At 72.3% G+C, this 11,824-nt stretch carries 7 protein-coding genes; 2 read left to right on the top strand and 5 right to left on the bottom strand.

Features of this window, described 5'->3' with window-relative positions:
* Positions 1-453: 453 nt before the first annotated feature.
* Positions 454-1,422 carry an ATP-binding protein gene (locus EKD16_RS18845; RefSeq protein ID WP_131099657.1) on the bottom strand — a complete coding sequence of 323 codons (969 nt, stop codon included), beginning with the start codon at positions 1,420-1,422 and terminating at the stop codon, positions 454-456.
* A gap of 390 nt (positions 1,423-1,812) precedes the next feature.
* On the opposite strand from EKD16_RS18845, the gene EKD16_RS18840 reads away from it, so the two are divergent.
* Positions 1,813-2,412 (top strand): ATP-binding protein, encoded by a 600-nt coding sequence (locus EKD16_RS18840; RefSeq protein ID WP_131099655.1) that lies wholly within the window; start codon positions 1,813-1,815, stop codon positions 2,410-2,412.
* An 88-nt stretch (positions 2,413-2,500) separates the two neighbouring features.
* Positions 2,501-3,448, top strand: a complete 948-nt coding sequence (locus EKD16_RS18835) for an alpha/beta hydrolase (protein ID WP_242677056.1) — start codon at positions 2,501-2,503, stop codon at positions 3,446-3,448.
* 45 nt (positions 3,449-3,493) lie between these two features.
* Here the strand turns inward: EKD16_RS18835 and EKD16_RS18830 are convergent, their stop codons facing one another.
* The 4 genes from EKD16_RS18830 to hisS form a co-directional block, all read right to left on the bottom strand.
* Positions 3,494-4,345 (bottom strand): AMP-binding protein, encoded by an 852-nt coding sequence (locus EKD16_RS18830; protein WP_131099651.1) that lies wholly within the window; start codon positions 4,343-4,345, stop codon positions 3,494-3,496.
* A 427-nt stretch (positions 4,346-4,772) separates the two neighbouring features.
* Positions 4,773-7,265, bottom strand: a complete 2,493-nt coding sequence (locus EKD16_RS18825; RefSeq protein ID WP_242677055.1) for a LuxR C-terminal-related transcriptional regulator — start codon at positions 7,263-7,265, stop codon at positions 4,773-4,775.
* A 457-nt stretch (positions 7,266-7,722) separates the two neighbouring features.
* Complete coding sequence (locus tag EKD16_RS18820) at positions 7,723-10,158, bottom strand: LuxR C-terminal-related transcriptional regulator (RefSeq protein ID WP_131099648.1); 2,436 nt, start codon at positions 10,156-10,158, stop codon at positions 7,723-7,725.
* A gap of 218 nt (positions 10,159-10,376) precedes the next feature.
* Positions 10,377-11,699: a histidine--tRNA ligase gene (gene hisS, locus EKD16_RS18815; protein WP_131099646.1), complete on the bottom strand. Its 1,323-nt coding sequence runs from the start codon at positions 11,697-11,699 to the stop codon at positions 10,377-10,379.
* Positions 11,700-11,824: the final 125 nt, after the last annotated feature.

The raw sequence follows: 11,824 nt of genomic DNA, 5'->3' as shown, positions 1-11,824 counted from the left end.
GCGCCGACCGTTCGATAGTTGTCACCGCGAACGCGCACGTCAAGCCGTGTTCAATCGGTCGCACCCGGTGTTGCCCGCTCGGTTGAAGGGGTCCGGCCGCGCGGTTACCAAGGGTGACGATTTCCCGTCTCACCTGGGGGTTTGCGATAATCGCAAGTCGTGCCGCAGGTATCCGGTTGCGGGCGGCCAAAGCGTGGTTCACGGGGTCGAAGTTGTCATTCGGGTCCGGTTAGTCGTGATCGGATCGATGCATCCGAGTAGTAAAACCTTGTTGTTTGGTGCGCCGAACATCCCTTTTGTCGGTTTTTCTGTCCGCGCTCGGCAGTTCGGTCGCTCACTCAGTCCCGCCCGCCTTCGCAGTCGCGGTCGGGATCCGGTCGGCCGGGGGTGGGGCGGTGTCGGCCCCGTTGCGCGCCCGCGGGCCGCGGCCACGGTGCCGACACCGTCCTCGCGTCACGCCCGTTGTGCCTTCAGAGCCTCCGGGCCCATCACGAACTCCGGGTCGATCTGGGACTCCAGGTCCGCGCCGGTGGCGGCGTTGGCCCAGGCCCGCGCATTGCGTGCGTGAAACTGTGCGCTCTGGCGGCTGAACCGGGGCCAGTCCTTGGCTGTGGCGTCGACGCTGTCCCGCATCCAGGCCAGCGTCTTGACGTTCTGCTCCTCCAGTTCGCCCAACTCCGGGTGGCGGCCCTTCTCCATGGCGCGCACGAAGGGCGAGAAGCCGAAGCACGCCGCCAGCGCCGAGCCCACGTGCTCGCGTAGGAACTCCGTGTCGCCTTCGTCCTGCACCTTGTTGCCGATGACCCGGATCTCCACGCCGTGGTCGCGTGCGTAGTCGGCGTACTGGCGATAGACCCCTACTCCGCGCAGGGTCGGCTCGGCCACCAGGAAGGTGACGTCGAAGCGGGTGAACAGGCCCGAGGCGAAGGAGTCGGCCCCGGCGGTCATGTCGACCACCGCGTACTCCCCGGCGCCGTCGACCAGGTGATTGAGGTACATCTCGGCGGCGCCGACCTTGGAGTGGTAGCAGGCGACGCCCAGATCATCCTCCGAGAACGGGCCCGTCGCCATGAGCGTGGCGCCCGCGGCGGACCGCCCGAAGCGACGGTGGATCGGGTTGTCCGGGCTCATGTCCAGCAGGCGCGAGCCGCGTCCGGGCGGCGTGGTCTTGACCATCGCATCGGCCGAGGAGATGCGCGGGTTGCTGCCGCGCAGGATCTCCTTGATCTCGGCCAGGTGCGATCCCAGCGGGGGTATGCCCGCCAGGTCCTCGGGCGGCAGGCCCAGTGCCGCGCCCAAATTCTGGTTGATGTCGGCGTCGACGGCGACGACGGTCGCGCCGGCGGCCGCCAGGTAGCGGGTGAACAGCGCCGACAGAGTGGTCTTGCCGCTGCCGCCCTTCCCCGCGAACGCGATCTTCACAGGTGGCCTCCTCGGTGGTCCGGTGTCTTCGTTCCGCCCGTCCGTGTCCGGCGCGGGCGCCTCATGGAAACGATTATCGTTGTTCTTCGGTGCGCCTGTCAGGTAATTCACCGGATCGTGTCCTGGCGGCCGCGTCGGGGCGAGCGGCGCCGCCCCGCGCTTGGACGTCGGCTTGCCTTGAGGTTGCCCTTACGATGAATATGCAGGTCAATGGGTCGTCTTCGGGATTGTCGGCCGTCCTTTGGCGTGAAACGGGCCGACACGGGGCTGCCTTTTGCGGGGTATGCGAGAGCCCGGAAGGCCCGATGTGCTGTCCTGGTGGAGGTGTGCCGTTGTCTAAGGTGAGGCCGTCGGCTGTCGCCCGGTGGTGATGTGGGGAGTGAGACGGGAATGAGTGATTCGCAGCGACTCCGGGAACACGCCGCTGCCGACGACCTCGCTCGCGACGTCCGCCCCGGCTTCCGCGCCCAGCCCGGCTCCTACGAGCCGCCCGAGCCGCCCGAGCCGCCCGAGGCGTCCGAGGCGTCCGAGCCGCCCGAGGCGGCCGCTCTGGAGGCCAGTGAGGACACCGGTGCCGCTACCGACCACACCGTCTGGAGCTGTGTCGGCAACCTCACCGCGGTCCGCTCGATCCGCGCGCGGGTGCGGGAGTTCCTGCAGCGTGCGGATCCGCCGCCGAACGTGCTGGACGACGCCGAGCTCGCTTCCAGCGAACTCGCCACCAACGCGCTGCTGCATTCGCGCTCGGGCCAGACCGGCGGGGTGATGACCCTGTTCATCCGCTCCGGCCGCGACCGGGTGCGGGTCGCCGTCGCAGATCAGGGCGAGCGCAGCCACGCCGCCGCCTCCGACGACCCCGAGCGCGCCGACAACGACGACTACGGCCGCGGCAAGCTCATCATCGAGAGCTGCACCACCCGCAGCGGGGAGTACTGGACCCACACGACGCACGTGGCCTGGTTCGAGATCGACGTCGAGGGCACCCGGTAAGACGTGCCTGCGCCTTTTGCGTGATATTGGATATATGTCGCTTTTCGTGGCATTGCCTGATTACAGCGCTGAGAGGAGCACGGAGACGGTGACCGCGCAGCCCGACCCCGCCCTGGCGGACTACCTGAGCACCCAGCCCGACCTGCGGTGGGACGACACCCTCGACCTCGCCGCCGAGCGAGCCCGCGAAACCGCGGAGAGTACGGCCGCCCCCCGGCTCGCCGAGATGGCCGACGTCCGCGACACCGCGATCCCCGGCCCCGACGGAGCCCCCGACATCCCCGTCCGCGTCTACCGGCCCACCACCGAGCCCGACCTGCCGGTGGCGCTGTACCTGCACGGCGGCGGCTTCGTCGTCGGCGGCCTGGACACCCACGACAACGCCACGCGGTTGCTGGCCGAGCAGGCCCGTACCGTAGTCGTCGCCGCCGACTACCGCCTCGCCCCCGAACACACCTACCCGGCAGCCGTCGAGGACGCCTTCGCCGCCTACCTCTGGGTGCTGGACAACGCGGCCGAACTCGGCACCGACCCGCGGCGAGTGGCGGTCGCCGGCGACAGCGCGGGCGGTTTCCTGGCCACCCAGGTGGGCTTCATGGCCGCCGAGCGGGGTGTGCGGGCGCCCTTCTTCCAGCTGCTCGTCTACCCCTCCACCGGTGCCGGCGAGACCGAGTCGGCGCGCACGATGGCCGACTCCTCGGGCATGCGGCCCGACGACATGAACTGGTACCTGCGTACCTTCCTCGGCGGCTACCCGGCCGAGCGCCTGCCCGCCTACTTCCGCCCGGCCCACGCACCCGATCTCACTTGCCAGCCTCCGACGTTCGTGCTGACGGCCGAGCTGGACCCGCTGCGCGACGACGGCGCCGGCTACGTGCGGCTGCTCCGCCAGGCCGGCGTGGCCGCACAGTGGCGCGACAGTCCCGGCCTGGTGCACAGCTTCCTGCGCTTCATGCACGCGGTCCCCGCGGCCCGCGCCGCTGCGCAGCCCGCATTCGACGCGGCCCGCGCGGCCCTGCACGGCGAGGCGGCTTGAGTACCGGCAGCGCGATGCCCGGCCGCGTCGCCGCGGCGACGCGGCTCAGCCGGCGGCGTGCTGGACACCGATCCGCTGCGGCGCGGGCGAGCAGCGGACGGTGGCGCCGTGTTTGCGCAGCACCGCGGTGATCGCGTCCTCGCCACGCGCGGTGGTGGCGACCACCGAAGCGCCCGCCCACAGCGCTGCCGCGCACAGCACGGCACGTTGCGCCTCGTCCGCGTCGGCGTCGAGGACCACGGTGTCCTCCGGCGTGAGCGCGAGGGCCTCACTGGTGGTCCGGAACCGCTGCAGCAGCTCGCGGTGGCCGTGCAGGGTGCTGTGGATGCCCGACTCACCGGCGGAGCAGTCCAGGATGCCGTTGTCGAAGAGGCCCCGCGCGGGATCGTAGCCGCTGCCGTCGGGGCTGGGCTGCAGGAGTTCGCCGAACGGCGTGGTCTCGGGTGCGTCGCCGAAGGCCACTACCTGGCGCACGCGCGAGCGGTCGGCCAGTTCGCGGGCGATCCCCGCGAGCGGAGTTGTCACCAGGATCATCCGGGCGTCCACGGCGGTCAGGATCTCGGTGATCGTTTCCAGGTCGGAGTCGAGGTCCAGGGGCAGGGCGAGCCCGCCCATCGCCATGACGGTGTAGACGGCGGTCAGCCGGTCCGAGCACACCGGCGCCAGTACGCCGATGATGTCGTCCGGGCACATGCCGCGCCGTCCCAGCCCGGCCGCGGCTCGCTCGACCGTGCCCGCGAAGGCAACGCCCTCCTCTGCGCCGCCCGCCGCGTCGGTGACGGTGGGCCGCCCCGCCCCGCTGCGCAACCGGGCCAGCAGTCCGCCGGTCAGCGATCCCACCGGGGCGACGCCGTCGAGGAAGGGCGCTCGGTCGTCATCGGATCCGTCGGCCCTCATCCGTCCCCCATCGATTAGCCGTGAGCGCGTGCCGGGCTCGTCACGCCCCCTCCACGTGACGAGCCCGGCGTTGCCCGTGCGGGGTGTCTCGGGCGCCTCCCCTCAGCGCGCCCGAGACCCCGCACGGGTTCCCGGCGATGCCTCGGAAACCCGCGGCCGGTGGCCCGCTCCATCGCCCCCGATCAGCACGAAGCGGGGGGCTTGGCCTGGGCCTGCCACCGGCAGTGGCCTCCGCGGCTTCCCGGAGGAGCCCCCGGGAGCCGGCCCGCATCCGCGCCACCCGCTGATCGGGTCGGGGGCGCGGCTGCGATCCCATGTCTCCGACTCTAGCGTCCGACTGGGCGTTTGCACATGCATAAACGTGTGCACCTGCATATGTAGTTTCTGGCTTCTTCCTATGCAGGAGACCGCCGAACAGGTCAGCGAATTAGGTCGGATGGGAGTGCCGGTCGACCCACGCCGCAATCTGCTGCCGGGAGTTGAAGCCCAGCTTGCGGTTGATGTTGGCGACGTGGCGCGCCACAGTGGCGGGGGCGATGTACAGCTCGTCGGAGATGGTGCGGTTGCTGCGCCCCTTCCCGATGAGCTGCGCGATCTCGCTCTCGCGAGGGGTCAGCGCCTTCCGCGGCGGTTCCGGCGCCGGTGTCCGGGCCGGGCGCGGGCGCGGGCGCGGCAGGCGTCCCGTTTCGGCCAGCCGCACGCCCAGCTCGACGGCCTCGTCGACGCCCAGCCGGCGGCCCTCCTCCCACCAGGTACGGGACTGCGTGGAGGCGGCGCCCTCGGTCAGCTCCGCGCTCAGCGGGAACCGGGTCGACGCGGGGCCGGCCCAACCGCTGATCTCGGCGAGCGCGGCCGCGGCTCCCGCGCAGCGCGTCGCCTCCTCGGCCACGCCTTGGCGGGACGAGACACTCGCGATCGACCACAGTGCCTCGGCCAGCCCGGCGAGCCTGCCGTTGGCGTGGCTGAGCTGGAGGCTCTCGGCGAGGTAGTCGTAGGCCTGGGTCGCCGAGCCGAGTTGCTGGGCCACCCGCCCCACACCGGCCAGGCAGGACGCCAGCTCCGGTGCCGAGCCGTTGGCGCGCTGGATGTCCATCGCTTCGCGGTAGCAGCGGTCGGCCGCCTGGGCGTCGCCCTGGGCTTCCGCCGCAGCGCCCTGGGCCATCAGCGTGGAGCCCACGCCCCACCGGTGGTCCATGCCGCGCATGATCATCAGAGCGGTGTTGAACAGCGTTTCGGCCTCGGCGAAGTCGCCCCCGCGCGCGGCCATCGCCCCCTGGACGTTCAGCGCGATGGCCTCGCTCCACAGGTCGCCCGCGGAGCGCGCCAGCTCCAGCACATCCCGCAGCCGGGTCCGCGCCGACTCGTGGTCGCCGCGCAGGTCGTCGATCAGGGCGAGCTGGTTCTCGGCGAGGCACACCGACTCGGTGTCGCCGGCGGCGCGGCACAGCACCGCTCCCGCCGTCACCGTCGCGACGATCTCGTCGAAGCGCTTCCGCGGCCAGTTCAGTTCGGCGTGCTGCACCATGACGCGGCCGCGGAGCGCGTCGAAGGCGCCGCGGCCGCCGTCCTCCTCGGGACGGTCGTCATCCATCGCCAGGAAGGCCTCCGCCCACTCGCCGCCCTCGGTGAACTGGTGGGAGGTGAACCACAGCGGCCGCAACCCGGCGCACAGCCGCAGTCCGTCGCGGGCGTGTGCCGCTTCAGCCGACCACCGCAGGGCGGCACGCATGTTGTCGTACTCGGCGACGGCTCGGTCCCAGTACACGAACCGCTCCGCCCACGGCATGGGCCGGCCCGACAGCGCGATCCGGTTGAGGTCGTCGGCGATGGCTATCATCCGGGCGGTGTGCCGCGCCCGCATCCACGCCAGCTCGCCCGCGTCGGCCAGGCGGGCACGGGCATGGGCGCGCACCGGGGCCGGTAGGCGGTAGCGCACCCGGTTCAGCTGCTCGCCGGTCAGCGTGATCAGGGACCGGTCCAGCAGTGAAGACAGCAGGTCGAGCAGATCCGCTTCGACCAGCGGCGCTTCCGCGCATACCTGCTCGGCCAGCTCCAGGCACCAGTTGGGGAAGATCGCCAGGCGGCGCAGGAGCACGCGTTCGGGCTGACTCAGCAGCGACAGGCTCCAGCCGACGACCGCGTCGAGCACGCGCGTGCGGGGGCAGCCGTCCTCCGAACCGCCGTCCGCGGTCGCAAGCGCCGCGGCCAGGCCCGCGTCGATGCCCGCGGGGTCGACCCGCCCGGCCCACGCCGCGGCCAGCTCCACGGCCAGCGGAATCCCGTCCAGCCGGCGGCAGATGCGGTTGACGGCCGCCGCCTCCTGCGGGGTGGAAGCGTAGTCGGGCACCGCGGTGCGGGCGCGGTCCAGGAACAGCCGCACGGAACCGTCACCGGAGGGTTCGGCGCCGTCGCCGTCGGAGGGTACGGGCAGTGGCGGCACGCGCCAGACGGACTCGCCGGTGATGCGCAGCGGCGCGCGGCCGGTGATCAGCAGTGAGACCGCCGGGCAGGCCGACACCAGCGCGGCGCCGATCTCGGCCACGTGGTCGGCCACCCCGTCGCAGCCGTCCAGGACGAGCAGCAGCGATCTGGAGCGCAGCGCGTCGCACAGCGTCTCGACCGGATCGCGCCGTGCCTCCTCGGTGATGCCCAGCGCACCGCAGACCCGGGTGACGACCTCGGCGCGGGTGGCGGCGTCGTCCAGAGCCGCCAGCCACACCCCGTCGGCGAAGAGCCCCGTGGCCTGGGTTGCCAATCGCAGCGCAAGCCTGCTCTTGCCGATGCCGTCGGCGCCGGCGAGGGTGAGGACGGTATCGGACTCCAGCAGCCGGAGCAGTTCGCTCAGATCGCGGTCGCGACCGATTAGGCTGTCGGATTCAACGGGGAGATTCTGCCGCGCGGGCGCGGTCTGAGGTGCCATGGCCTTCACGCGATTAGGCGGTTCGGGGGCCGCGCTCACCTTGCCCGGGGGTGAGGGCGGGGTCGGGGGGTCGGTCCGTTGGCGGTGCATGCTCTGCTCGGGGCGCGTATGACGGTCCCCGTCCTGCTGTGCGGTGCGCCGGTGCCCCGCTGTGCCTCCTTCCTCGGCCGCGCGAAACCCGAAAGGGGCTTCCGGGCCCCGCTCGACGGCGAAGCCGCCGAGCGGAAAGGTCCCCGCTTCAGCGTCTCTGTCTCTCGGACATCCGGCACTCCACGCGATCGCCGGCGAGCCGGGCGAAGCGCCGTCCGCTCCGGACGGGCCTCGTCGGCCACACCTTAGGGCTCTGTCTTATTAGGTGCACTCTCGGTATGCAAGCGATAGCGCGCAACCAGCGGCGGCGTGTGCATCGGCGCAGGTCGCGACCGCCGCCCGCGAGGGCGGCGCGGGGAAGATCCGTTCACGGCTCCAGCCCCTCGTCGGCGACCCAGGCCGCGAGCTGCGCGCGCGAGGTGATCAGCAGCTTGCGGAAGATATTGGCGACGTGGCGGGCGACGGTGGCCTGGCTGATGGTCAGGTGGTCGGCGATCCGGCGGTTGGAGAGCCCGTCGGCGACGAGTACGGCGATCTCGCGCTCCCGGCGGGTGAGCAGCGACGGCAGCGGGTGGCGCGGCGCGGGGAACGATACGGCGTTCTCGACCACCTGCTCCAGCGGCAGGGTGCGCCAGGCTTTCCACGCCTTGGCGGCCACGTCGCCGGGCAGCACCTGTTGGACCTGCCGGTAGAGTCGCTCGGCGCGCGGCGAGGGCTGGTGCAGCACCGCGTACAGCCGTGCCGCCACCCCGGCGAGCGAGGCGGCGCGTTCAGGCTGGTCCTCGGCGATGGCCAGTTCCGCCAGCGCCTCCAGGCCCCGTGCGACGGCGCCGCGCCGACCCGAGGCGGCGCTGATGCGCAGTGCCCCGGCGAAGCGCCGCCGGGCCGCGGAGACGTCTCCCCGGGCCAGTTCCAGATAGCCCATCGACGCCGAGCAGCGCGCGGTCTCGGGGGCGACGCCCATCTCGGTGAAGATCTGTAGCGCCCGGTCCAGTCGGCGCGCGGCGGATTCGAGCTCGCCCCGCTGGGTGGCCAGCACGCCGAGCCCGTTCAGGCAGCGCGCGACGCACCATCGGTCGTCCAGTTTCTCGGCGACGGCGACGCTTCGCTTGAGGTAGTCCTCGGCGGTGCAGGTGTCGCCGCGGCGCCGCGCCAGGCGGCCCAGTGTGCCCAGCGCGGAAACCTCCGTGAAGTGGTCGCCCGGCCGCTCGGCGGCCGCCAGAGCGAGGTGGGCGCTGCGGCTGCACGCGTCGTCGTCGCCCGTGCGCAGCGCGGCGGCGGCGAGCACGCCCAGCGCGATCGCCTCGGCCGGTGCGTCGCCGCAGCCGTGCGCCGCCTCCAGCGCGGCTTCGGCGATCTCGGTCGCGGTCTTGGCGCCCTCGACGTCCAGGCACAGCTCGGCGTGCACGGCCAGTCCGCGGGCCCGCACCGCGGCCGGCTGGGCCTCCGGCGCGATCCACAGCAGCTGGCGCAGGGACCGGCTGCCCTCGGTGAACAGCCCGCGGGCGAACCAGTAGGGCCGCAGCGCCACGCACAGCCGCAGGCCCTCCTCGGGGCGGCCGCTGCGCTGTGCGAACGTGAGTAGGCGCGCGGTGTTCTCCCTGTGCCGGTCGAGCAGGTGCAGGTGCTCCAGGCGCCGGGACCAGGGCAGCGGCCGGGCGATGGCCGCGGCTACCGACTCCATGCGGTCGACGGCCTCGCCCAGGCAGCGCCGCCAGGTGTCGGCCTCCTCACCGGCCGCCGTGAGGCGCTCCGCGGCGTAGGCGCGTACGGTGTCGGGCATCCCGTAGTAGGCCGTGCCCTGGAGTTCGGCGTCCAGCACGATCAGCGACTTGTCCAGCAGGGAGGACAGCAGCTCCGGCACGCCGTCGGGGTCGACGCCGCCGTGTCCGCACACCCGCTCGGCCTGCTCCAGGTTCCAGGTCCCGAAGACGGTGAGGCGGCGCAGCAGGATCTGCTCCGGATGGCTGAGCAGGTCGTGGCTCCACTCCAACACCGCACGAAGCGTCCGCTGCCGCGCCGGCAGCTCGTCGCCGGCCGCGACCAGCAACCGGAAGCGGTCGTCGAGGCGGGCCAGGATCTGCTGCACCGTCAGCACGCGCACCCGCGCGGCGGCGAGTTCGATCGCCAGAGGCAGGCCGTCGAGCATCCGGCAGACCTCGGCGATGTCGCCGGCGTTCGCGGTGGTCATGGCGAAGCCGGGCCGCGCCTGGTGGGCACGGGCGGCGAAGAGCCGCACCGCCTCGAAGCGGCCGGCGTACTCGGGGGAGACCGCGCCGGGGCGGGTGCCGTCCTCGCCCGCGCGCGGCGCGGGGGGCAGCGACAGCGGAGGGACGCGCCACACGGTCTCTCCGGCGACGCGCAGCGGCTGGCGGCTGGTGGCGAGGATGTGCACGCCGGGGCAGGAGTCGAGCAGCGCCCGGCACAGGTCGGCCAGGGGGCCCACAGCGCGCTCGCAGGTGTCCAGCAGCACCAGGGCCCGCCGAGCACGCAGCGAGGTGACGATCGCCTCCAGCGGAGGTTTCTCGTTGTTCTCCAGTACCCGCAGCGAGCGGGCGACGGCCCGCACCACCTGGTCGGGGGAGGACGCCTCGCTGAGGTCGACGAAGCGGACGCCGTCGGTGAAGCGGGGCGCGACGAGCTCGCTGATGCGCACGGCCAGGCGGGTTTTGCCCATGCCGCCGGTCCCGGTGAGTGAGACGAGGCGGCTACCGTCGACGATGCGGCACAGGTCGGCTACGTCGCGTTCGCGGCCGATGAGGTCGCCGGACGCGGAAGGCGGGGTGGGGCGCGGGGTGGTCATGGCCTCGTTCACTAGGCGGCCGCGTCGGGTGGCCGCACCGGTGCGCACGGGGGCACCGGCGCAGGCATCGGCCCTGCCCTGCAGTGTTGCACGCGGGTCCGCGGATGTCTCGCGAATGGCCGGTTCCGGCACCGGGCGCCCGGAAGCGGCCGCTCCCGGGCGCGCTCGGGAGCGCTCGGCAAGCGCCGGCGGACCGCCCTCGCGCGGGATCGGGCCGGTCAGGGCCGCCAGGACGCGGGGTCGGCGGTGGTCTGCTCGCCGCTGCCGAGGTCCTTGACCTCGTGGTCCTTGCCGTCCTCGAACGGCGGGAACCACACGTAGGGGATGCCCTTGCGCGAGGCGTACTGGATCTGCTTGCCCACCTTGGCGGCCTGGTGGAAGACCTCGGTGTTGATGCCGCGCCCGCGCAGCTCGGCACCGGTGCGCAGCGCCTCGGCGCGGCGTTCGGCGGAGGGCACGGCCACCAGCACGTCGGTGGGGCAGGAGCGTCCGGGGGCGATGCGGCCCTCGGCCACCATTTTGGCGAAGATGCGGGTCAGGCCGATGGAGATGCCTACACCCGGCAGCCGGCGCCGGATGAACTGCCCGGCCAGGTCGTCGTAGCGCCCGCCGGCGACGATGCTGCCGTAACCGGGGTCGTCGTCGAAGGCGGCCTCGTAGACGGTCCCGGTGTAGTAGTCGAGCCCGCGGGCGACGGACAGGTCGGCCATCACGCTTCCGCCGGGCAGGTCGGCCAGGGAGTCGAGGACGAAGCCGAGCTCCTCCAGGCCCTCCTCCAGCAGGGCCGAGTGCACACCCAGCCGCTTGACCTCGGTCACCACCGCGGTGCCGGCACTCTTGACCTCGGCAAGCCGCAGGCACGCCGACGCCTGTTCGGAATCCAGGCCGGCCTCCTCGACCAGGATCTCCCGTACCCCCTCGGCGCCGATCTTGTGCAGCTTGTCCACGGCGCGGATGACCGTGATCGGGTCGCCGATGCCCAGCCCCTCGTAGAAGCCCTGCAGCACCTTGCGGTTGTTCACGCTGATAGTCCAGGACGGCAGGTCCAGCCCGCTGAGCACCTCGTGCACGATGCGCGGGAGTTCGGCGTCGAAGTGCAGCGGCACCTGGTCGGGGTTGATGACGTCGACGTCGCACTGGGTGAACTCGCGGAAGCGGCCCTCTTGAGGTCGTTCACCGCGCCACACACGCTGCATCTGGTAGCGCTTGAACGGGAAGGACAGTTCGTTGAAGTGCTGGGCGACGTAGCGCGCGAAGGGCACGGTGAGATCGAAGTGCAGGCCCAGGCGCGCGTCCGAGGAGTCCCCCGCGCCCGCGTCCTCCTGGAGCCGGTGCAGCGTGTAGACCTCCTGGGAGGTCTCGCCCTTGGCCATCAGCACGTCGAGGGCCTCCACCGACGGCGTCTCGACCGAGGCGAAGCCGTAGCGCTCGAACCCGGTGCGGATATGGTCCAGCCAGCTCTGCTCCACGGACCGAATCTCCGGCGACCACTCGGGGAAGCCGCTGATGGGTGTCGGGCGGAGAACGCGCTGATCGGACATGGGTTCGGCAGGCTCCTTGCGGGCGGTAGTGGATCAGCTCAATGGTAGGCCCTTCCCGCCCGCCGCTCGGAATCGCGAGGAAGCGGCGCCGCCGCCCTCCGCTGCGGCGCAGTGCCCAGGCGGCG

The organism is Streptomonospora litoralis (assembly GCF_004323735.1).
Lineage (GTDB): Bacteria > Actinomycetota > Actinomycetes > Streptosporangiales > Streptosporangiaceae > Streptomonospora > Streptomonospora litoralis.
Note: the sequence above shows the minus strand (reverse complement) of the source record. Positions and strands in the feature narration are given on the sequence as shown.